20 protein-coding genes are annotated in these 21,212 nt (G+C 67.7%); 9 read left to right on the top strand and 11 right to left on the bottom strand.

Going from position 1 to position 21,212, the window contains the following annotated elements; genetic code table 11:
* The first annotated feature begins 53 nt into the window (after positions 1-53).
* The 4 genes from KVS71_RS02235 (at position 54) to trxA (ending at position 5,322) form a co-directional block, all read left to right on the top strand.
* A complete protein-coding gene (locus tag KVS71_RS02235; RefSeq protein ID WP_217583438.1) occupies positions 54-2,249 on the top strand; it encodes a DUF6049 family protein in 2,196 nt (731 codons plus the stop codon).
* Entirely contained in the window at positions 2,242-3,876 is a 1,635-nt protein-coding gene (gene murJ, locus KVS71_RS02230) for a murein biosynthesis integral membrane protein MurJ (RefSeq protein ID WP_217583436.1), read from the top strand. Before KVS71_RS02235 ends, murJ begins: the two co-directional genes overlap by 8 nt.
* 79 nt (positions 3,877-3,955) lie before the next feature.
* Positions 3,956-4,930, top strand: coding sequence for a thioredoxin-disulfide reductase (trxB, locus tag KVS71_RS02225; protein ID WP_025102858.1), 975 nt, complete (start codon positions 3,956-3,958; stop codon positions 4,928-4,930).
* Between the two features lie 68 nt (positions 4,931-4,998).
* A complete protein-coding gene (trxA, locus tag KVS71_RS02220) occupies positions 4,999-5,322 on the top strand; it encodes a thioredoxin (protein WP_025102859.1) in 324 nt (107 codons plus the stop codon).
* Between the two features lie 74 nt (positions 5,323-5,396).
* On the opposite strand, the gene KVS71_RS02215 is transcribed toward trxA, so the two are convergent.
* From KVS71_RS02215 to rpmH, 11 genes are all read right to left on the bottom strand, one after another.
* Positions 5,397-5,921 carry a GrpB family protein gene (locus KVS71_RS02215; RefSeq protein ID WP_217583419.1) on the bottom strand — a complete coding sequence of 175 codons (525 nt, stop codon included), beginning with the start codon at positions 5,919-5,921 and terminating at the stop codon, positions 5,397-5,399.
* Between the two features lie 6 nt (positions 5,922-5,927).
* Positions 5,928-6,263: a hypothetical protein gene (locus KVS71_RS02210; RefSeq protein ID WP_025102860.1), complete on the bottom strand. Its 336-nt coding sequence runs from the start codon at positions 6,261-6,263 to the stop codon at positions 5,928-5,930.
* A 9-nt stretch (positions 6,264-6,272) separates the two neighbouring features.
* Entirely contained in the window at positions 6,273-7,721 is a 1,449-nt protein-coding gene (locus tag KVS71_RS02205; protein WP_217583417.1) for a sugar porter family MFS transporter, read from the bottom strand.
* 61 nt (positions 7,722-7,782) lie between these two features.
* The gene (locus KVS71_RS02200) at positions 7,783-8,757 is read right to left on the bottom strand and encodes a ParB/RepB/Spo0J family partition protein (protein ID WP_060921333.1); all 975 of its coding nucleotides are present in this window, start codon (positions 8,755-8,757) and stop codon (positions 7,783-7,785) included.
* Positions 8,757-9,680, bottom strand: coding sequence for a ParA family protein (locus tag KVS71_RS02195; protein WP_105950712.1), 924 nt, complete (start codon positions 9,678-9,680; stop codon positions 8,757-8,759). The genes KVS71_RS02200 and KVS71_RS02195 overlap by 1 nt, the downstream gene beginning before the upstream one ends.
* A 3,015-nt stretch (positions 9,681-12,695) precedes the next feature.
* Entirely contained in the window at positions 12,696-13,343 is a 648-nt protein-coding gene (gene rsmG, locus KVS71_RS02190; RefSeq protein WP_060921331.1) for a 16S rRNA (guanine(527)-N(7))-methyltransferase RsmG, read from the bottom strand.
* Positions 13,344-13,367: 24 nt separating this feature from the next.
* Entirely contained in the window at positions 13,368-13,859 is a 492-nt protein-coding gene (locus tag KVS71_RS02185; RefSeq protein WP_025102865.1) for a R3H domain-containing nucleic acid-binding protein, read from the bottom strand.
* Positions 13,856-14,926 carry a membrane protein insertase YidC gene (gene yidC, locus KVS71_RS02180; RefSeq protein WP_060921330.1) on the bottom strand — a complete coding sequence of 357 codons (1,071 nt, stop codon included), beginning with the start codon at positions 14,924-14,926 and terminating at the stop codon, positions 13,856-13,858. Before yidC ends, KVS71_RS02185 begins: the two co-directional genes overlap by 4 nt.
* A 3-nt stretch (positions 14,927-14,929) precedes the next feature.
* Positions 14,930-15,280 carry a membrane protein insertion efficiency factor YidD gene (gene yidD / locus KVS71_RS02175; protein ID WP_060921329.1) on the bottom strand — a complete coding sequence of 117 codons (351 nt, stop codon included), beginning with the start codon at positions 15,278-15,280 and terminating at the stop codon, positions 14,930-14,932.
* On the bottom strand, positions 15,277-15,627 hold the full coding sequence (gene rnpA, locus KVS71_RS02170) for a ribonuclease P protein component (protein WP_082749949.1): 351 nt from the start codon (positions 15,625-15,627) through the stop codon (positions 15,277-15,279). The genes yidD and rnpA overlap by 4 nt, the downstream gene beginning before the upstream one ends.
* Positions 15,628-15,633: 6 nt before the next feature.
* The gene (gene rpmH, locus KVS71_RS02165) at positions 15,634-15,771 is read right to left on the bottom strand and encodes a 50S ribosomal protein L34 (RefSeq protein WP_022879826.1); all 138 of its coding nucleotides are present in this window, start codon (positions 15,769-15,771) and stop codon (positions 15,634-15,636) included.
* A gap of 172 nt (positions 15,772-15,943) precedes the next feature.
* Between rpmH and KVS71_RS02160 the strand changes: the two genes are divergently transcribed.
* The 5 genes from KVS71_RS02160 to KVS71_RS02140 all read left to right on the top strand — a co-directional run bounded on the left by KVS71_RS02160 (position 15,944) and on the right by KVS71_RS02140 (position 21,153).
* Positions 15,944-16,177: a hypothetical protein gene (locus KVS71_RS02160; RefSeq protein WP_060921327.1), complete on the top strand. Its 234-nt coding sequence runs from the start codon at positions 15,944-15,946 to the stop codon at positions 16,175-16,177.
* A gap of 185 nt (positions 16,178-16,362) precedes the next feature.
* Positions 16,363-17,754 (top strand): chromosomal replication initiator protein DnaA, encoded by a 1,392-nt coding sequence (gene dnaA, locus KVS71_RS02155; RefSeq protein ID WP_060921326.1) that lies wholly within the window; start codon positions 16,363-16,365, stop codon positions 17,752-17,754.
* Between the two features lie 487 nt (positions 17,755-18,241).
* Positions 18,242-19,384 (top strand): DNA polymerase III subunit beta, encoded by a 1,143-nt coding sequence (dnaN, locus tag KVS71_RS02150; protein WP_025102872.1) that lies wholly within the window; start codon positions 18,242-18,244, stop codon positions 19,382-19,384.
* A 52-nt stretch (positions 19,385-19,436) separates the two neighbouring features.
* Positions 19,437-20,651: a DNA replication/repair protein RecF gene (gene recF / locus KVS71_RS02145; RefSeq protein WP_217583414.1), complete on the top strand. Its 1,215-nt coding sequence runs from the start codon at positions 19,437-19,439 to the stop codon at positions 20,649-20,651.
* Positions 20,644-21,153, top strand: coding sequence for a DUF721 domain-containing protein (locus KVS71_RS02140; protein ID WP_144881643.1), 510 nt, complete (start codon positions 20,644-20,646; stop codon positions 21,151-21,153). Before recF ends, KVS71_RS02140 begins: the two co-directional genes overlap by 8 nt.
* Positions 21,154-21,212: the final 59 nt, after the last annotated feature.

The following is a 21,212-nucleotide window of genomic DNA, read 5'->3' as shown; positions in this document are numbered from 1 at the left end:
CGCAGAGTCAGTACTCACGATCCGCCTCTCCCCGGCGTTCGAGGAAGACCTTCATGACCGCGATCACTCCCGAGACGGGCCTCCGCGCGCGCGTGCGCCGGCTCGCGGCGTTCGTGGTCGCCGCCGGCGTCTTCGCCGTCGGCGTCGCCGGTCCCGCTGTGGCGGCCGACCAGCCAGCCGCCGACGACGATCAACGGGTCGAACTGCATGTCACGGCGGGCCTGCGCGGGACCGTCGCCCCGGGGACCTCGACGTCGGCCGTGGTCACGATCGACAACCGCACCGAGGCGGAGCTCTCCGCGGGCCGCGTCGAGATCGAGCTCGGCAGCACGCCACTGACCGACGACGACGCCGTCACCGAATGGTTGGACGAGGGCCAGGCCGCGGGCTCCTTCCTCCCCCTCGGAGAGGAGACCACGAAGCCGGCGGAGGCGGGCGGATCCGTCGGCACCACCGTGTTCGTGCCGCAGGAGACCCTGAAGCCGTTGAAACCCGGGGTGTACCCGCTGCGGGCTGCCCTGAGCGAAGCCGGCACGAAGGATGGTGAGGGGCAGCGCACCACGACCTGGGACACCACCGCGACGAGCGTCCTCGTCGTCACCTCCGGCCCCACGAGCCCCGTCGGGGTCATCGTGCCCATCACCGCCACGCCGACGGGTGGTGCCCTCCTGAGCGCCGAGGAGCTCACGGAGTTGACCGCCCCGGACGGCGACCTCACCGCGCAGCTCGACGGCGTGGCCGGGACGACGGCGGTGCTCGCGGTCGACCCTGCCATCCTCACGTCGATCCGCGCGCTGGGCACCGCCGCCCCCTCGGCGGCGACCGACTGGCTGCAGCGGCTCGACGAACTCCCCAACGCCCGTTTCGCCCTGCAGTTCGGCGATGCCGACCTCACGGTGCAGGCGCAGGCCGGTCTGCCCGAGGCGCTGGCACCGCTGCCGCTGACCTCGCTGCTCGATCCCGCGGCGTTCCCCCAGCAGCGAGCCGTGACACCGACGAGCACTCCCGGCACCACCGCAGAACCGTCGGCGACGCCGACCGACGGACCGGCTCTTCCCACCGACGAGGAGCTCACGGAGATCGAAGGCGCGATCCCGGGGATCGTCTGGCCGGAGAGCGACCTCACAGAGGCCGACCTCGCGGCGTTCACCGGCTATCTGGGCCGCCCCGCCACGACCATCGTGTCGTCCGAGACCGTCGGCGACAAGAGTGCGGCGCATGCGACAGCGGACGGTCAGGACCTGCTCGTCACCGACGCCGCCACGTCGGCCGCACTGTCTGCTGCGGCGACAGAATCCGCCTCGGTTCCCCGCCAGGGGCTGTTGGCGGAAGCGGCCGCGCGGCTCTTCCTCGCCGGCGCCCGGGCCCCCGGCGCTCCGATCCTCATCGGCCTGGAGCGCGACGAGAACCGCTCCGCGGACGCCCTCCGCGACGCGATCTCGGCAGCCGACTCGATCGGCTTCGAGCTCTCGACGGTGCGCGCGGCTCCCGCCGCCTCGGTGAGGCTGCCCGAGACGGCCGCGGCGACCCGGGCGTCCGACCTCACCAATCTCCTCGCCGACGAGCGCTCCCTCACAGCCTTCGCCACCGTCCTCAGCGACCCCCTCGTGCTGCTCAGCCCCGAGCGGATCCGGATCCTGCGGACCATCGCGGTCGGATCGTCCGCGGAAGCCTTCGCCGAGAAGGTAGCGGCACATCGTGCGCGCACCACCGAGACGCTCGGCGCCGTCAGCATCCCCGACTCCAGCACCATCCAGCTCCTCACGGCCAACGCCGACCTCCCCATCGCCGTGCGCAACGACCTCCCGTGGCCGGTGACGGTGCGGTTGTATGCCGCCCCCACCGATCCGCGCCTCGAGGTGACGCCCGTGATCGACGTCGCCGTGCAGGCGAACTCGACCACGCGGGCGAAGGTGCCGGTGTCGGCCCGTGTCGGCAGCGGCGAACTCGATCTGCGCCTCAGCCTCACCAGCCCGACCGGGGTGCCGATCCAGTCCGAGCAGACCATCCGAGTCGCGGTGCGCGCGGAGTGGGAGACCATCGGCCTCGTCGTCTTCGGCGGACTCGCGGTGCTCCTCATCGCTCTCGGAGTGGTCCGCACGGTGCGTCGGAAGCGCCGGGAGGCGATCGAGGAGCAGGCGGTCGAGGCGGCCGTCGAGGAACTGATCGAGGAGAAGGAGGCGGAGGCCGCGGTGCAAGAGCGTCTCGACGGCCCTGAGGCCCCTTCCGCGAAGGAGTCGCGTGACTAGTCTCGGGCGCGCCAGCGCCATCATCGGCGCGGGCACCCTGGTCTCCCGCGTGACCGGGCTGCTGCGCAGCATCGTCCTCGTCGGTGTGCTCGGCTCCGTCGCCTCCGAGGCCGCTGACGCCTTCACCTACGCGAACCAGTTGCCCAACAGCGTCTTCTCGTTGATCTCGGTGGGCATCCTCACAGCCGTCATCGTGCCGCAGATCGTCAAGGCCACGGCGGATGCGGACGGCGGCAACGCGTTCATCTCCAAGCTCTTCACCCTCGGTACGGTCGTCCTCGTCGTGGTCACCGGTATCGCCACGGCCTGCGCACCGTGGCTCGTGCACATCGTGGCCGGTCGTGCGAACCCGGAGCTACTGGCCCTCGCCACGGCGCTGGCGTACTGGTGCCTCCCGCAGATCCTGCTGTACGGCCTGTACGCGATGATCGGCGAGGCGCTCAACGCCCGCCGCATCTTCGGGCCCTTCACGTGGGCGCCGGTCGTCAACAACGTCGTCTCGATCATCGGGTTCCTGGCGCTCGGCGCCCTCTTCGGACCCGTGCCCACGCGCGCGGCGGAGTGGACGCCGACGATGATCTCGCTCCTCGGCGGGACCGCGACCCTCGGCATCGCCCTGCAGGCCGTGGTGCTGCTGGTCTTCTGGCGTCGTACGGGGCTGGCTCTGAAGCCGGACTTCCGCTGGCGCGGCGTCGGGCTCGGCACGGTCGGCCGCCTCGCCGGATGGACCTTCCTGATGGCGTTCGTGAGCCTGGCTGCGGGGACCCTGCAAGGCTTCATCGTCAGCGAGGCGGCGGGACTCGAGGCCTCGGCCACGGTCACGACCAACGCCTGGCTGATCTTCATGCTCCCCTACTCGGTGATCGTGCTGTCGATCGGTACCCCCTACTTCACCCAGATCAGCGAGCACGCCGCGAGTGGCCGGGACGACGAGGTCCGCAGCGACATCTCCCGGAGCATCCGCACGCTCCTCTTCTTCATCGCCGCCGCCGTCGCCGCCGTGGCCGCCGCCGCCGTTCCGGCCTCGCGGGTCTTCACGAAGGACACCGAGTTCGTGACCGCCGAGGACGCGGCGAGGTCCGCCGCCCTGGTCCTGCTCTGCTACCTGCTCGGCCTGATCCCTCTGACCGTTCTCTTCATCGTCCAGCGCACCTTCTACGCCTACGACGACACCCGCACCCCGTTCTGGTTCACGATCGTGCAGTGCACGCTCATCGTGGCCACCGCCCTCCTCGCCTGGGCGCTGTTCGAGGCCGAGGTGCTGCCGCTGTCCCTGCTGGCCGCCGCCGTCGCCCTGGGGCAGTCCGTGGCCAGCATCCTGCAGACCGTCCTGGCCGTCTGGCTCCTGCACCGGAAGATCGGTGGTCTGGGAGTGCGCTCCTGGCTGGCCGCCGTGGGGCGATTCGGTCTGGCTGCGGTGCCTGCGGGCCTCGCCGGCTGGGGCGTGTTCGTGCTGAGCGGAGGAGCGGACGGCTGGATGATGGGCAGCGCGATGCTCGGTGCGCTCGGCACCGCCGTCATCGGACTCGTCGTGGTGCTCGTCTACGTCGCGATCCTCGCGGTCTTCCGCGCCCCGGAGCTGAAGGCCGCCGGCGGGCTCGTCCGCCGCTTCCTGCCCGGCCGCTGACGCGGGAATGTCCCGCGGTTACCATGGGTTGAAGCAGTCGGACGTCTTTCGACGGCACCGCCTTTCTAACGGAGATCACATGCGTCAGGTCATCATCATCGGCTCCGGCCCCGCCGGATTCACGGCTGCCATCTACGCGGCGCGCGCGAACCTGGAGCCGCTCCTCATCGCGAGCTCCGTCGAGGTCGGCGGAGAGCTCATGAACACGACCGAGGTGGAGAACTACCCCGGCTTCCCGGAGGGCATCCAGGGCCCCGAGCTCATGGCGAAGTTCCAGGAGCAGGCCGAGAAGTTCGGCACCGAGGTGCTCTACGACGACGTCACCGAGCTCGACGTCGCCGGTCCCGTCAAGAAGGTCACCCTCGGTTCGGGCGCCACCCACGAGGCGAAGACCATCATCTACGCGACGGGTTCCGCCTACCGCAAGCTCGGCATCGAGGGCGAGGAGCGTCTCTCCGGCTTCGGTGTCTCCTGGTGCGCCACCTGCGACGGCTTCTTCTTCCGTCAGAAGACGATCGCCGTCGTCGGCGGCGGCGACTCGGCGATGGAGGAGGCCACCTTCCTCACGCGCTTCGCGGACAAGGTGTACGTCATCCACCGCAAGGACACCCTCCGCGCCTCGAAGATCATGCAGGAGCGTGCCTTCGCGAACGAGAAGATCGAGTTCGTGTGGAACAGCGAGGTCGTGGAGATCCTCGGCGACAACGCCGTCTCGGGCGTGCAGCTGCGTTCCACGGAGGACGGCTCGCTCCGCGACCTGCCCCTCGACGGCCTGTTCATCGCCATCGGCAACGACCCGCGCACCCACCTCGTCCACGAGAAGCTCGAGCTCACGCCCGAGGGAACGATCTGGGTCGACGGTCGCTCCTCGCGCACGTCGGTCCCCGGTGTCTTCGCCGCCGGCGACGTGATCGACCCCACCTACCGCCAGGCCATCACGGCTGCCGGGACGGGCACGATCGCAGCCCTCGACGCCGAGCACTTCCTCGCCGACCTCGAGGACTCCTCCGTCGAGGTCCCTGCGGCCGAGGCCGCTGAGGTCATCACGGCCTGACAACGGCCGGGAACACTTTCCCCCCGCCCGTTGTTGCAACAGGCGAACCTCGAACAAGGAGAACTCTGATGAGTGCAAAGGCAACGAGCCAGGCGACCTGGGAGCAGGACGTGCTGCAGGCCGATGGTCCCGTGCTGGTGGACTTCTGGGCCGAGTGGTGCGGTCCGTGTCGTATGGTCGCGCCGGTGCTGGACGAGATCCAGTCCGACAACCCCGACAAGATCACCATCCTCAAGCTCAACGTGGACGAGAACCCGGAGCTGGCCATGAAGTACCAGATCACGTCGATCCCGGCGATGAAGGTCTTCCAGGGCGGAGAGGTCAAGACGACGATCATCGGCGCCAAGCCGAAGTTCGCCCTCGAGCAGGATCTCGCCGCTTTCCTCGGCTGATCCCCCACGACCACGAGAAGGACCGCACCTCCGGGTGCGGTCCTTCTGGCATTCCCGGGGACGCCTGCGCCCGGTCAGCGCTTGTCGTACACGTCCACGGGCTCGAGACCGCGCGCGGCCCGGGCGCTGTTCACGATCTCCTGGATGACGGCCGTCTTTCCCGCGTTGTAGGAGGACACCCCGTCCGCCGCCGCCCGCGCTGCGTCGTGCTTGGCGCGCTCGTATCGCTCCGCGTCTGCCGGATGCGCGCGCAGCCAGTCCTGCAGCAGACGCTGGGGCGCGAGATGCCACTCCGCGACAGGGAAGAAATGCGCGATGGCGAGGCGCTCCCCCGCCGACTCCCGGATCATCACCGGATGCGTGCGAACCCCGCTGCCGATGCGCCAGCCGGCCTCCTCCAGTGCGGAGCTCCGGACGCCGAACTGCTCCCCTGTCTCCACGCGCACCGCGAGGTCGATGACCGGCTTCGCGCTCATCCCGGGAATCGCGGTCGAGCCGATGTGCTCGATGATCCATTCCTCGGCCCCGGCGGCGCGGATCGATGTCGCGAACTCCTCGAACCGCTGCGGCCACGACGGATCATACGGAACGAGGAGCATCGGTCGTCAGGACGCGTCGGCGATGCGGGGATCCCAGCGGCGGTGGCGCTGCTTCTCGTCCAGAAGCCCCCAGACGGCCGGTGTGAGCTCCGGGTACTCGAGGGCGATCTGCCGCAGCACGCGGTAGTGTCGTGCGGCGTTGGGTCGCACACCGTCGTTCGCCGCGATGTTGTCCGCACGGAGCAGGTACACGACGAGTTCGTCGACGCTGGGCAGCTCCTCCATGAACTCCCAGGGGTCCTCACCGCCCAGAAGGCGCTCCTGGACGAGGACGGCGAGTTCGTCCGACGCCTCGGCGCGCAGCACTTCCAGGCTGGCGCGACGGGGGACGGATTCGGTCATCCCTCCAGCCTACGCGCGTGCGCGACGGGGTCGGCGCTCCACCTTCGCATCCTCGCTCATGTCTTCGAGCTCGCGGCCCTTGGTCTCCGGCACCTTGAAGAACACGAAGAAGAACGACAGCAACGCGAAGAACGCGTAGAACCCGTACGCGAAGGTGAGGCCGATCTCGGCGAATGCGGGGAACGTCGTCGAGATGAAGAAGTTGGCCACCCACTGCGCCGCCGCGGCGACGGCCAGAGCACCGGCACGGATCGAGTTCGGGAAGATCTCGCCCAGGAGCACCCACACCAGCGGGCCCCAGCTCGCACCGAAGAACACGACGAAGCCGTTGGCGCAGATGAGGGCGACGGTGGCCCAGGGGTCCGGGAGCGTCGCGGTTCCGGAGGCGTCGAGCGTGCCGAACGAGAAGGCGAGCGCCATGAGTCCGAGGGTCACCGTCATGCCGACCGAGCCGACGAGGAGCATGATCCGACGACCGACCCGGTCGACGAGGAGGATCGCGACGATCGTGACGACGATGTTCGTGACGGAGGTGATGACGGACGTGAGGAGGGCACTGGATTCGTCGAAGCCCACCGACTGCCACAGCGTGGTGGAGTAGTAGAAGATGACATTGATGCCGACGAACTGCTGGAACACCGACAGCAGGATGCCGACCCAGACGATCGGCTTGAGTCCGAGCCGGCTTCCCCGCAGGTCCCGCAGCGACTCCGAGCGCTCCGTGTCGATCGTGCCCGTGATCTCCTTGATCTTCGCTTCGGTGTCGATCGTCCCCGTGACGGTCTGGAGCACTTCCGCGGCGCGCTTCACCTCGCCCTTGCGGACCAGATAGCGCGGGGATTCTGGCAGCCGGAGCGACATCAGCCCGTAGACGAGCGCGGGGATGGCCGCGACCATGAACATCCATCGCCACGCGGTCAGGCCCCACAGCGGCTGGTCGGCCTCCCCCGCGATGCCCGCGAGCAGGGCGTCGGACAGCAGTGCGGCGAAGATGCCGAGGACGATGGCGAGCTGCTGCAGCGATCCCAGGCGCCCTCGGATCGCTGCCGGCGACACCTCCGCGATGTACGCGGGTGCGATCACCGAAGCCGCACCGACACCGAGGCCGCCGATCACACGCCAGATGATGAGATCGACGACGCTGAAGGCGAGGCCGGAGCCGATCGCCGAGACGAAGAACATGGCGGCGGCGACCACCATCACGGGGATGCGACCGAACTTGTTCGAGACGGGTCCTGCGAACCAGGCGCCCACGGCGCAGCCGATCAGGGCCGACGACACCGCGAAGCCCTTGAGGCCCGTGCCGAGATCGAATCCGGAGACGTCTCCGGCCAGAGCGTCGACGGCGCCGTTGATCACCGCGGTGTCGAATCCGAAGAGGAATCCACCCAGAGCCGCCGCGATACTGACGGCGATCACGCGACGCTTGATGGTGGCTGGATCAGCTGGTCTGGACATGGCATCCCCCTCGCATCGTCAAGATGACGCGAGTCTATGCCAGCCCCGACCAGGGGCGGGGTCACCGCGCGGAGCCGTACCCTTCTTCGCCCAGCTCCTCGAGAATGCGGTTCAGATCCTGGATCGATGCAAAATCGATCGTGACCTGGCCTTTTCGGGCACCGAGCGAGATCCGGACGCGCGTGTTGAGCCGGTCTCCGAGCTTGCCGGCGACCTCGTCCAGGTAGGCCCGCCGCGCACCCGGCGTGGGCTTGGGAGTCTTCCCTGCGGACGGCTGCGACTTGGCGGCTTCCTCCGTCGCGCGAACGGACAGGTCTTCGTTGACGACCTTGTCCGCCAGACGCTGCATCGCCTCCGGCGAGTCCACGCTGAGGATCGCGCGGGCGTGCCCGGCGGTCAGCACGCCGGCGGCCACCCGCTGCTGCACCGGCACCGGCAGCTTGAGCAGGCGGATGGTGTTGCTGATCTGGGGACGGGAGCGCCCGATGCGCGTGGCCAGCTCCTCCTGGGTGATGCCGAAGTCGTCGAGGAGCTGCTGGTAGGCCGACGCCTCTTCGAGGGGATTCAGCTCCGAGCGGTGGAGGTTCTCCAGCAGCGCGTCACGCAGGAGATCCTCGTCGGCCGTGTCGCGGACGATGGCGGGGATCGCCTCGAGTCCGGCCTCGCGGGCAGCCCGCGTACGCCGCTCCCCCATGATGAGCTCGTATTCGCCGTCGTTGTTCTTCCGGACGACCACCGGCTGCAGCACGCCGAACTCACGGACGCTGTGCACGAGTTCCGCGAGGTCCTCGGGGTTGAAGTGCGTGCGGGGCTGCCGCGGGTTGGGGACGATCGCCTGCGGGTCGACCTGGATCAGGTGGATCCCCGGCACCGCCTCGAGTTCGGTCTCGGGCGCGGCGTCGGCGCTCGTGGAGGGAGCCTCGGGGGTCGGAGCGATCTTCGCGCCGGGGAAGAACACGTCGACGGGACGTTCGGTCTGGTCCGCCGTCGGGATGAGGGCGCCGATACCGCGGCCGAGTCCAGTGCGCTTCGCCATTATCTCTCCTTGCTCTGCGTCTGTCGCGACGCGATTTCGACGGCGGCCTCGCGGTACGCGATCGCCCCGGCGGACTGACCGTCGTAGGCGATGACCGTCTGGCCGAAACTGGGGGCTTCCGACACACGGACGGAGCGCGGAATCACGGTGTCCAGCACCTGCGAAGGGAAGTGGGACCGCACTTCCTCCGCCACCTGCTGGGCCAGCCGCGTCCGTCCGTCGAACATCGTGAGGAGGATGGTCGACAGATGCAGACCCGGGTTGAGGTGCTTCTGGATCATCTGGATGCTGCCGAGCAGCTGGCTCAGACCCTCCAGCGCGTAGTACTCGCACTGGATCGGGATGAAGACCTCGTTCGCGGCGGTGAAAGCGTTGATCGTGAGCAGCCCGAGGGAAGGAGGGCAGTCGATGATGACGAAGTCCACCGGATGGTCCGCGAGGTAGTCCTCCAGAGCCCGACGGAGGCGGTGCTCTCGCGCCACCTGCGCGACGAGCTCGATCTCAGCGCCGGCGAGGTGGATGGTGCTCGGCGCACAGAAGAGATTCGGACTCTCCGGGCTCGGCTGCACGATCTCCGCGAGGGGGAACTCGTCGATGAGGACGTCGTAAACGCTCGGGGTGTCGGCATTGTGGGGCACCCCGAGGGCCGTGGAGGCGTTCCCCTGCGGATCGAGGTCGATGACAAGGACCTTCGCGCCCAGTCCCGCCAGCGCGGATGCGATGTTCACGGCGCTGGTGGTCTTACCCACGCCGCCCTTCTGATTCGACACCGTCAGGATGCGGGTGTCGCCACTGAACTCAACGGAGACCCCTTCCAGCGCGCGGCGCCGGGCGGAGAGATCCGCGATTTCTCGCGCGAGGGGTGTATCCATCCCGAACGACTCGTTCGACGATGCCTTCTCGGACTGTTTCACGTGAAACATCCACTCCTTTCGGGGCCGCGTTCCACTCTAATCGCAGGGCCGGACCTCGCATCACCGGCACGACCAGGCAGCAGGATACGTGCCTCGCGTACCTCGTCCGCCGGATGGCCTGCAGGACGCAGAACCTGGACGTTTCACGTGGAACGCCTGGTTGCACTCCCGTCCTGCAGATTGGCCTCCTTGCCTCACTTCTCTGGCGTGTCGTCCGGGGTAGCGGGCGGAATTGGGGCCTCGTCTTCATCCGTGTCCCAGGGTCACGTCGGGTGGCACGCCCGCCTCGGCCAGATCGAGGACATTCCTCCCCGTTCCGCCGTCCTTCCACGCCGTCATACAGCCCTGAACCCATAAGAGCCCCGGCTTCGGGGACCCGCGATGGGCACTCCGGCACGCGCAGGCTCGACATTTGCGCGCCGCTCCCCCAAGACGGGGCAGGCACGACGAGCGCCACGCCGCCAGACGGGAGCGCCTCCGAGGACTGCTTCCTTGTCCGTGTCTGAACGGCCCCCTGCACCGGTCCAGCTCACCTGCACCATGCCATCGTCGTGTGAACCTCCGCACGACCCTTGGTCGGCCTAGGCACTCGGCGTAGCCCGGGTCCCCCGTGGTGCTCCGTCCGCGCCTGCCTCCACCCGTCGCTGCCGTAGGGAGTCGTACGCGGCGCACGCCGGTCACCCGGCACGCGGGATCCTCCGGTCCGCTGCTCTTCGTGCGTGAGGAGAGCCGATGAGTCCACACGCCGGCCCTGTTTCACGTGAAACGTCCCGCGGTCCTCCATCTTCAGGCGAACGCGAACTCCGTGTCGCTGGATACCGCAGGTGGTCCAGTAGGCCGACCTGGTGTGAACTTTCTGGGGACCGGGAGCGGTGGCGCCCGCTGGAGTGCGCCCTCCATGCCGTGGCGCAATCGAGAAGCTCGGCACCAGTGTTCGCCAGGCACGGCCCGGGATCCTCCGCGACACCCCCAGAACGATACGCGGGTGACCGTGCGCACGTCGTCAAGCTCATTGCCTCCGGTCGGTGCTCGGTCACGCACGAGAACTCCACGCGGTCCGCCAATCCCTGAGAGCACACCTCCTTCATTGGCCGTCGCCTGGATGCTCGCTGTCGCCTGCAACCAGACAATCAGGCGGCCCACGCCAAGCCCCTCACTACAGGGGCACCCGCACCCACGAACGACCGCGTTCCAGCCGCCGCATAGATGGAGAGCGCCACCGTGAGTGCGACGCAACCCACGACCGATCACCAAGACTGACGCCCAGAAACCACCTGACTGTCATTGGGCCGGGCTTCGTCAGATCACGCAACCGCCCTGACCGCCGCAGGCTCACCCTGGACGACGTTCAGGGGAGACGGCGGTACGGAGCCCGACGCTCGGCTCCGCGCGCTGCGATCCGTGGCCGTCGTCGCCGGGGAGCATGGGACACCGACCGTGGATTGGGACGCGGCTGCTCCCCCACTGCCCACGTGCTTCCACAGCGACTGGATCCAACCGTTTCACGTGAAACCACGGAAAGACGCCGAACTCTCGGCTCTGCGCGCTGCGATCCTGGTTCAGCGCTGCCGCGCAGCATCAGGCCCTCTTCTAGATAAGGAGACGGCTGTCGCCCTGCCGGCGGTGCTCGCGCGGCGCCTGACGGCCAACGTTTCACGTGAAACAGCGGTACCAGCCCGACGCTCTGCCCTGCGCGCTGCGCTCCCTGCCAACTCCGCCAGCAGCATCGAACACTGGGCTCGAGCAGCAAGACGATTGCCTTACGCACCGAGAGTCCTTCGCCCGGGTAACTGTCGCCACCGTTTCAAGTGAAACCGCCGCACGGCTCCCGATGCTCGGCCCTGCGCGCCAAGCCTCTTAGCCAATATCGCCGCCCAGCCGTACCTACCGCCCTCAGGCCGTGAGCCGAGATCTCCCCGGAACCCCAGCGCTTGAACCCCAGCTGAATTCAGCTGACCTTTCACGTGTACGTCGGCGGCGTCTTCCTCAGCGCACCGAAGGGGTCGGACGCCAGAAGTCGCGCCTACCCATAACGCGTCTCCGTACGCCTCTACCGTGCCGCCCGGACATTTGGTCCGCCGCAGTCGCTACACGTCGTCGCCGTTGTTTCACGTGAAACGGACCAAAGCCGACAGGTGGCAGCCGAAGCGGCCCGCGGCCCTCTCCTGAGTGAATCCGAGCGGCCGAGCCCAGCCAGTCGTCCGCCCGCCATCGCGAGTACGCGCTGAGCGGGGCAGCGCTCGCGTTGCCACCCGACCTCGCATCGGGGCGCGCCCATCCGGATGGGGGGCCCACAGCACATGGAGCTAGGCGTTCGTGACGAGCGGAGTCGCCCCGGTTCGCGGATATCGCCTGGGCGCTGCCGGGCCCTACTCATGCAGGCACCGGAGCCTTGCCTTGGTAGCGCTCGGAAGACAGGGCATCACGGCAGTCACCGCGCGGACGTCACCCCATCCCAACGGTCGACGGACACGGCCCACCCCTCAACCTCACGGGTGCCATCCCGCCCTGCCTCGGCCACACCTCCACCTCGCCATCGTCCCGTTCGCCCATCCGCGTTCACGGCACCCACTGACGAGCCCGGAGAAGGACGAATGTCGAAGCATCGGCGCACGGCAGTGTGACGATAGCCCACTCCCCCTGCGTCGCGTTCCTATCCCCAAGGCGATACAAGGGTGCAGACGGGAAGCTGTTTCACGTGAAACAGCTCGGAGTCCGAATCGGAGTAAGGCACCTTGCGCGACGCACCGACACAGGGCATCCCAGCCCAGCGCGTCGACCCGCGGTGTGAGTCCATCGATACGACGACAGGACGAACCATGGTGGGCGCCGGGAACGACGACAGCTCCGACTTCGATCCGGACGAACACAGCCGCAGCCGCAGCTGAGCAGCCTCCGTGACGTGCTCGCCCGACATCTCGCCGTAGAGACTGCCTTCCCGGCGACGTATCGACGGCGCCGGGAACATGGGTGCACGTTCGGACCCCGGGTCAGCCCCCCGTTTCACGGGAAGCGGCGACCTCCTCAGCGCACGGAGGCGCGAACGACCCGCGTGGTCTCCGGGAGCAACCCCTCACCCAGCACCTCGACCCGAACATCCGCGAGCTTGAACTTCGCGATCTGCTTCCGTGCCGCTTCGATCTCGTTCGCGGCGTTCATCCCCTTCAACAGGGCCAGCTCCCCACCATCGCGGACTAGGGGCGCTGTCAGAGGGATCAACGTCCGCAATGCGCTCACCGCACGAGCCGTGACGACATCGAAGGCGCCCTTCGCACGCACGTCCTCGGCACGCGCGCGGAGAATGGTGACGTTGGTGAGTCCCAGGTCATTCACTTGCTCAGTCAACCAATTGATCCGGCGCTCCATCGGCTCCACGAGGGTCCACGACACGTCGGGTCGCGCGATCGCGAGTACCAGACCAGGAAGTCCGGCTCCGGACCCGATGTCCGCGACGGAGCCGTGGAACAGGGGCGCGGCGATCGCGCTGTTCAGGATGTGACGGGTCCACAACCGGGGCAGTTCCAGCGGTCCGATCAGGCCCCGCTCCTCCCCCTCACGCGCAAGGGATTCTGTGAACCGTCGAGCGAGCTGCAGGCGCTCCCCGAAGATCTGGGCAGCGACTGCCGGCTCCTGCTCGACGGTCTTCTCGCCGGGATCCTGCGTCTCGGACACGTGCCAGAGCTCGCCTTCCGTGTGTCAGTGCCGCCGCAGGACCGTGTGGCGGTCCGCGCCCTCGCCGTACGACTCGGAGACGAGCCCGCGCTCGGCGGCGATGTCGTGGACCAGCTTGCGCTCATAGCTCGACATCGCCGGCAGCGAGGCCTGCGACGAGCCCTCATCGAGCTTGGCAGCCGCCGCCTCGACCAGGGTCACGAGCTGACGGCGCCGCGCGTCGCGGGATCCACCGATGTCGAGGATGAGGCGCGAGAACGAGCCGGTCTTGTTCTGGACGGCGAGACGCGTGAGCTCCTGCAACGCCTGCACCGTATCGGGAGCGGAGAGCAGCGCGAGTCCGTCACCCTCGGCCTCGACCGAGACGTAGGCACGACCCTGACGGACGTCGAGGTTCAGATCACCGTCGATGTCTGCGATATCGAGCAGCTCCTCGAGGTAGTCCGCCGCGACGTCCCCCTCGTTCTCGAGCTGCGCCACAGTGGGCTCTGTGCTCCCGGTCACGACCTCGCTCATGACGCGTTCCCCTTCTTCTTCGCACGCTTCTTGCCGACCGGCTGCTGTCGCTTCGGCGCCGCCGCCTTCGCCTTCTCGGCCTCCTCGAGCAGGCGCTGCTGCTCGGCCTCGTAGGCAGCCATCGGGACGACCTTGCCGGAGGAGTCGATCGCCTTGCCCTTGCGGGCGAGCCGCTCCTCGCGAGCCTTGGCGGCTTCAGAGCCGGGAGTCGGCATCTCACGGATGACGAGGAACTGCTGCCCCATGGTCCAGAGGTTCGAGATGAACCAGTACACGACCACGCCGAGCGGGAAGAAGACACCGGAGAAGATGAAACCCAGCGGCAGAACGTAGAGCATGATCTTCTGCATCTGGTACGCCTGGCCGGTCTTGGCCTCCGGCGAGAGGTTCTTCGAGATGATCTGCAGCTGCGTGAAGAACTGCGACGCGATCATCAGGACGACCAGGGTGATCAGGATGATGATCGCCGTGACGTTCTGGGCCTCGATCGCGTTGCCGAGGTTCTCGTGCAGGGACGCGACCCCGAAGAGCTTGGCGTCGTAGAACTCCTGCGTGAGCTCCGCGCTCAGCAGCCCGACACCGCCGACGCCCTGCGTCGCGTGCTTGCTGACGTCGCTCAGCACGCTGTAGAGCGAGAAGAAGATCGGCATCTGCACGAGCAGGGGCAGACAGCTCGACATCGGCGTCGTGCCGTGCTTCTTGTACAGCGCCATCGTCTCGCGGCTCATCGCCTCGCGAGAGAGCTGGTCCTTCTTGCCGCGATACTTCTCCTGGACTTTCCTCAGTTCAGGAGCAATTTCCATCATCTTCCGCTGGCTCTTGATCTGCTTCACGAACAGCGGGATGAGCGCTGCACGGACCACGATCACGAGGCCGACGATCGAGAGGACCCAGGTGATTCCGGAGGCCGCAGGGAGACCGACGGCCGTCAGCAGCCAGTGCCAGGCGACGAGGATGAGCTCGACGACCCACTTCAGCGGCCACAGGATCGTGCCGAGCAGGTCGAATCCGCCGGATGCCGGTTCCGGGCTGGGGGTGGCACTGGCGAACAGAAGGTCAAGACCCACCGATCAGTCCTTTCGGGAGGGGACGACGAAACCGTGTGCGGTCAGGTCGTAGCGGAAGTGTCGATGCGGTGTGACGTCGTCGACGCCTCCGCGAGACCAGGGATTGCAGCGGAGGATGCGCCACGCCGAGAGCAGAGCCCCCCGCACGGCGCCGTGCTGCTGCACCGCACCTACAGCGTAGGCGGAACAGGAGGGGTAGTACGCACACACGTCCCCGTACATCGGCGAGACCACCTTGCGGTACCCCGCGAGGAACGCGAGCACGGCGTTGCGCGGCAGGAGCGGGATGCTCCGAACCGCGTCTCGCCCGCGCATCTCCCCGGACCCCACAGAGGACGCCGGCAAGGCGGTCATGATGCGGCCTCGGCCGGCGTGAGCCGAGCCAGGCAGCGATGAACGTCGCTGCGGAGTTCGGCGTACGACGCGGTCGCGGACGCAGGAAGGGCACGGATGACGACATCCGTGCCCTGCGGAACACGCGGCAACGCCTCCGCACAGACGGCTTTGAGTCGCCGACGCACGGTGTTGCGCACCACTGCGGTGCCCACCTGCTTGCTGATGATGAAACCGAACCGCGCTGCCCTGCTCTCGCCCGTCGCCAGCATGGAGGTGAGGACGCGGGCCCCGCCACAACGTGATCCGCGTCGAACGACCAGTCGGTAGTCGCTCCCGCGGGTCAAACGGAACGGGCGGGCGAGCACAGCTGCTTACGCGGAGAGCTCGGTGCGGCCCTTCGCGCGGCGTGCCGAGAGGATGGCACGACCGGCGCGGGTGCGCATGCGGGCGCGGAAGCCGTGCTTCTTGGCGCGACGACGGTTGTTGGGCTGGAAGGTGCGCTTGCTCATGAGATCACTCCGGGAATGCTGCCACCGGATTCACTTCGACCGGAGACATAGGGAACTGCCATACAGGCATAAGTCAACCGATTAAGGGTACGTCTTGGCGGCGCGCAGGGCAAATCTACCGTACGGCCGTTCTCGGCCGCTCCGCGCGCGAGGGCGCCATCCGGCCGTCGATATGCTATCCGTCACCGCCACCTTCAGCAGCGACACCGAGACCAGGACTCTCCCCTGGCCGGCGGTCGGGAACGCGCAGTACACCACGTCGGACTCGTCGGCCTGGATCACGATCACGGCACCCACCGACAGCGACGATCAGACGGTGGGTTGCAGGATCTACTGGAACGATGAGCTGGTCGTCGAGAAGACCTCGGACTCGGGCACGGTCAGCTGCGAATACGACGCCGACTGACGGCGCGCGGCTCCCCTCCACACAGGAGCTATCCACAACCCCGAGCAACCGACCGAACCGCCACACGACCTGATTCTCTGCGGCAGGTTGCCGTTCCCGACGCCGATGACTAGCGTGGGCATCCGTAGTTATCCACAGGGCAGCCTCTCCCGCGCTCCCCTTCCCGATCCGTCGTCCGGAGCACCATGTCCTCACCAGCCCAGCCCGATGTCCCGATCTGGACCACGGTGCAGGAGCTGCTGGAATCCGATGATCGGGTCACCCCGCAGCTCCAGGGCTTCCTGAGCCTCGCGGTGCCGGCCGGCGTGATGTCGGCGACGCTGTACCTGGAGGTGCCGAACGACCTCACCGCGGCACAGATCAACAAGCGTCTGCGCCTGCCCATCATGGAGGCCCTCGCTCATGTCGGCGAGGAAGTGACGTCGTATCGGGTGGTCGTGAACCACGAGCTCGCCGATCAGCCCACCGCTCCCATCGCCGTGGCGGACTATGGTCGGCAGGACCCGGTGCGCGCCGAGTCACCGATGGAGCAGCCGACGGCGCTACGCCACGAGTCACGCCTCAACCCGAAGTACACCTTCGACAACTTCGTCATCGGCCAGTCCAACCGCTTCGCCCACGCGGCCGCGGTGGCCGTCGCCGAGGCGCCCGCCAAGGCCTACAACCCGCTCTTCATCTACGGCGACTCCGGACTGGGCAAGACCCACCTCCTGCACGCCATCGGCGACTACGCGCAGTCGCTCTACGCCGGGGTCAAGGTGCGCTACGTCTCCAGCGAGGAGTTCACGAACGACTTCATCAACTCCATCGCCAACAACCGTGGCGCCGCCTTCCAAGCCCGGTACCGCGAGGTGGACATCCTCCTCATCGACGACATCCAGTTCCTCCAGGGGCGTGCGGAGACGCAGGAGGCGTTCTTCCACACGTTCAACACGCTGCACGACCACAACAAGCAGGTCGTGATCACCAGCGATGTCGCGCCGAAGCACCTCACGGGCTTCGAGGACCGCATGCGCAGCCGTTTCGAGTGGGGCCTCATCACCGACGTGCAGGCGCCCGATCTCGAGACCCGTATCGCCATCCTGCGGAAGAAGGCGCAGAGCGAGGCCCTGCACATCCCCGACGAGGTGCTCGAGTACATCGCCACGGTGGTGTCCTCGAACATCCGCGAGCTGGAGGGAGCACTCATCCGGGTGTCGGCGTTCGCGAGCTTGAACCGCTCGGCCCTCGACATCTCCCTCGCCCAGACCGTGCTGCGGGACATCATCGACACGGCCGAGGACAACATCATCTCGCCCACCGACATCATCACGGCGACCGCGCAGTACTTCAAGCTCACCGTCGACGACCTCTACGGGTCCAGCCGTTCGCAGCAGATCGCCACCGCCCGGCAGATCGCCATGTACCTCTGTCGTGAACGGACCAGCCTCTCCCTCCCGAAGATCGGCCAGCTCTTCGGCAACCGCGACCACACGACGGTCATGTATGCCTACAAGAAGATCAGCGAGCTCATGAAAGAGCGTCGCTCCATCTACAACCAGGTGACCGAGATCACCACGCAGCTCGGCCGCCGCTGACGACCTGCACTCACGAGAGGGACGCCGCATCCGATACCCGGACGGCGTCCCTCTCGGCGTTCCCCGACCATCCGCATGGCCGGATAGATGCGTCTATGCACATGTGGATAACTTGTGGATGACCGTGGAACGCGCCGTGCCGGATGTGGGCCAATCCAGCAAACCTGTGGATAACCCCGGGAAGAAGAAACGCTGACCGCCCCCTCTCCACCCGCGGATTCCTCAGGGTCTCCACAAGTGACAGGCTTGTAGTTCCCTACTCGCGTCTGCTTTCCACCGAGTTATCCACAGTATCCACAACTGTTAACACTGTTAAGGAGTTAAGTCATTCAGGGTGCGATCCGATCACCAGACGGTGGGGAGAACCGTCCGAGGCATGACAAGTCCTCCGGCGTAGGGAAGCGCAGGACTGTGGGGCTAGCATGGGATTCCCTGCACTGGCAGGACCCGACGACGACCCGTCATGTTCGACGACAAGGGAGCACCCGTGAGGTTTCAGGTCAACCGCGATGTCTTCAGCGAGGCTGTGTCCTTCGTCGTCAAGCTGCTCCCCCAGCGCAATCCGCAGCCGATCCTCGCCGGAGTCCTGATCGAGGCTGACGGTTCGGGGCTCACGCTCTCGGCCTTCGACTACGAGGCCTCCGCACGGACGACCATCGAGGCGACGGTCGAGACCCCGGGCACGATCCTCGTCCACGGCCGCCTGCTCTCGGACATCGCGAGCCGACTCCCGAACGCTCCCATCGAGATCGCCGTGGAGGATGACGGCGGGATCGCCGTCACCTGCGGCTCGGCGCGCTTCACGCTCGCCGCCATGCCGGTCGAGGAATACCCGTCGATCCCCGAGGTGTCGGGATCCTCCGGCGTCGTCCCCGCCGACGAGTTCGGCACCGCGATCGCGCAGGTCGGCTTCGCCGCATCCCGCGACGATGTGACTCCCGTGTTGACGGGTGTCCAGCTCGAGGTCACCGGCCACACGCTCAGCCTCGTCGCCACCGACCGCTACCGGGTCTCGCTCCGCGACGTGCCGTGGGACGGCGAGGCCGTCGAGGCGACCGCGCTGGTCCCCGCTCGCACGCTCGTCGAGGTCGGGAAGACCTTCGGTCACGCCGGCACGATCCAGATCGCCTTCTCGGGAGCCGGAGACCGCGAGATCATCGCGTTCACCGCAGGCAACAAGACCGTGACCTCGCTGCTCATCAAGGGCAACTTCCCCCCGGTGCGACGCCTCTTCCCGGAGCAGACCGACCACTACGCCGTCGTCAACACCGCCGATCTCATCGAAGCCGTCCGTCGTGTGTCCCTCGTGCTCGATCGTGCCGCTCCGCTCCGCTTCACGTTCTCGACCGACAGCGTCACGATGGATGCGTCCGGCAGCGAGCACGCCCGCGCGTCCGAGTCGGTCGACGCGATCCTCTCCGGCGGCGACGAGGTGACCCTGGGGCTCAACCCGCAGTACCTCATCGAGGCGCTCGGCGCGGTCAAGAGCGAGTTCGTGCGGGTGACGTTCACCTCCAGCGACAACGCCAACAAGCTCAGCCCGGTCCTCATCACCAGCCAGACCTCCGTCGACCAGGCCGGTCTGGACTCGTTCAAGTACCTGCTGCAGCCCAACCTGCTCCTGCGCTGAGCGCGAGCTCTCGCCCCGAGGGAGTGTCCGACCCGGGAGGTAGGCTGGCTCCGTGATTGTGGAGCACCTCAGCCTGGTCGATTTCCGCAATTACGCGACCGCGGAACTCGCGCTGCACCGAGGGCCGAACGTGCTCGTCGGGCGGAACGGCCAGGGCAAGACGAACCTCGCCGAGGCCGTGGTCTTCCTCGCGACACTCGGGTCGCATCGGGTGTCGTCCGATGCCCCGATGGTGCGGGACGGCCAGGACTTCGCCGTCATCCGGGCTCGGCTCTCCCACGGCGAGCGGCGCGTGCTGGTCGAGGTGCAGCTCAATCGGCAGGGATCGAACAAGGCTCGCATCAACGGCTCCCCGTCGAAGACCAACGAGCTCCCCCGCTATGCGCACGTCGTGCTGTTCGCGCCGGAAGACCTCCAGATCGTCCGCGGAGACCCGTCGGCCCGTCGCCGGTTCGCCGACCAGCTCCTCATCCAGCGCACCCCGCGTCTCGCCGCGGTACTGGCCGATTACGATCGCGTGCTCAAGCAGCGCAATGCCCTTCTCAAGTCGGCGCGGGCGCGCGGCATCCGCGGTGAGGCCTTGAGCACGCTGGACGTCTGGGACGACAAGCTCGTGTCCCTCGGATCGGAGATCATCACCGCGCGGCAGCGGTTGGCCGCCGACCTGCAGCAGCCGGTGGCCGACGCCTACGCGGCGATCGCGGGCGCCGACCACCGGCCGCAGCTGGACTGGGCCCTGTCCGTCGCCGGCGGCGATCCGGAGGACGACGACGTTCGGGACGACACAGAGGGCACCGCTCCCGCCGACGACGTGCGCGGGGACACCCGTCGCATCGCCGAGATGTTCCGCGCCTCCCTCGCCGCGAAGCGATCGAACGAGCTCGACCGCGGCCTCACCCTCACCGGACCGCACCGCGACGATCTGGTGCTGCGTGTCCGCGACCTCCCCGTGAAGGGCTACGCCTCGCATGGCGAGTCCTGGTCCGTCGCACTCGCTCTGCGTCTCGCCTCCGCAGAACTCCTGCGCAGCGAGTCTCCCGCCGGCGACCCGGTGCTCATCCTCGACGACGTCTTCGCCGAGCTCGACGCGGATCGGCGCCAGCGACTCGCCACCCTCACCGCCGGCTACGAGCAGGTGGTGGTCACCGCGGCGGTGGAGGAGGATATCCCCGACGTGCTCCATGCTCACGTGGTCCGTATCGCGGCGGGCACCATCAGCGACGAACGGAACCGATCGCAGGGAGAGGAGGGTGCGAGTAATGACTGATGTGCTCACCGACAGCGCGGCCGCGCCGGAGGCTCCCGAGACCGTCGCCACCTACCTGCGACTGCGGGGACTCCAGCCGAGTGCCAAGAACTGGAAGCGCAAGCGACGGATCACCGTCGACGACGACAACGCGCCGTTCACCCCCGGGCGCGATCCGGGCAGTCTCGGTGCCGTGCTCGACATCCTCAGCCGCGAGTCCGGGTGGGAGACGACGCTCGCCCGGGAAGACCTCGTCCGCCAGTGGGCCGACCTCGCCGGGGCGGACACCGCGAAGCACTCGGAGCCGGTGTCGCTCGAGCGCGGACTGCTCACCGTGAAGTGCGATTCGACGGCCTGGGCGAAGAACCTCCAGTTCATGCGCGCGACCATCCTCACGGAGATCGGGCGACGGTATCCGGAGGCGGGGGTGGAGAACCTCCGCTTCATCGGACCGGACGTCCCCTCGTGGAAATGGGGTCCCAGAGCCGTTCCAGGGCGGGGCCCGCGCGATACCTACGGGTAGGGCACCATGCAAGGGGTCCGAAACGCTCAGAGGGCCACACGCGGCCGTTGAGCGGCATT

The organism is Microbacterium sp. GbtcB4, from assembly GCF_019091465.1.
Classification (GTDB): Bacteria; Actinomycetota; Actinomycetes; order Actinomycetales; family Microbacteriaceae; genus Microbacterium; species Microbacterium paraoxydans.
The sequence above is the reverse complement of the archived record's forward strand: the minus strand, read 5'-3'. Positions and strand labels throughout refer to the sequence as shown.

Excerpts from the sequence above, each read along its gene's own strand:
- trxA (WP_025102859.1), top strand. The coding sequence starts at position 4,999 with ATGAGTGCAAAGGCAACGAGCCAGGCGACCTGGGAGCAGGACGTGCTG.
- KVS71_RS02200 (WP_060921333.1), bottom strand. The coding sequence starts at position 8,757 with ATGGCGAAGCGCACTGGACTCGGCCGCGGTATCGGCGCCCTCATCCCG.
- trxB (WP_025102858.1), top strand. The coding sequence starts at position 3,956 with ATGCGTCAGGTCATCATCATCGGCTCCGGCCCCGCCGGATTCACGGCT.
- KVS71_RS02205 (WP_217583417.1), bottom strand. The coding sequence starts at position 7,721 with ATGTCCAGACCAGCTGATCCAGCCACCATCAAGCGTCGCGTGATCGCC.
- KVS71_RS02140 (WP_144881643.1), top strand. The coding sequence starts at position 20,644 with ATGACTGATGTGCTCACCGACAGCGCGGCCGCGCCGGAGGCTCCCGAG.
- KVS71_RS02195 (WP_105950712.1), bottom strand. The coding sequence starts at position 9,680 with ATGTTTCACGTGAAACAGTCCGAGAAGGCATCGTCGAACGAGTCGTTC.
- KVS71_RS02210 (WP_025102860.1), bottom strand. The coding sequence starts at position 6,263 with ATGACCGAATCCGTCCCCCGTCGCGCCAGCCTGGAAGTGCTGCGCGCC.
- dnaA (WP_060921326.1), top strand. The coding sequence starts at position 16,363 with ATGTCCTCACCAGCCCAGCCCGATGTCCCGATCTGGACCACGGTGCAG.
- KVS71_RS02160 (WP_060921327.1), top strand. The coding sequence starts at position 15,944 with ATGCTATCCGTCACCGCCACCTTCAGCAGCGACACCGAGACCAGGACT.
- yidD (WP_060921329.1), bottom strand. The coding sequence starts at position 15,280 with ATGACCGCCTTGCCGGCGTCCTCTGTGGGGTCCGGGGAGATGCGCGGG.
- KVS71_RS02185 (WP_025102865.1), bottom strand. The coding sequence starts at position 13,859 with ATGAGCGAGGTCGTGACCGGGAGCACAGAGCCCACTGTGGCGCAGCTC.
- KVS71_RS02235 (WP_217583438.1), top strand. The coding sequence starts at position 54 with ATGACCGCGATCACTCCCGAGACGGGCCTCCGCGCGCGCGTGCGCCGG.
- KVS71_RS02215 (WP_217583419.1), bottom strand. The coding sequence starts at position 5,921 with ATGCTCCTCGTTCCGTATGATCCGTCGTGGCCGCAGCGGTTCGAGGAG.
- rpmH (WP_022879826.1), bottom strand. The coding sequence starts at position 15,771 with ATGAGCAAGCGCACCTTCCAGCCCAACAACCGTCGTCGCGCCAAGAAG.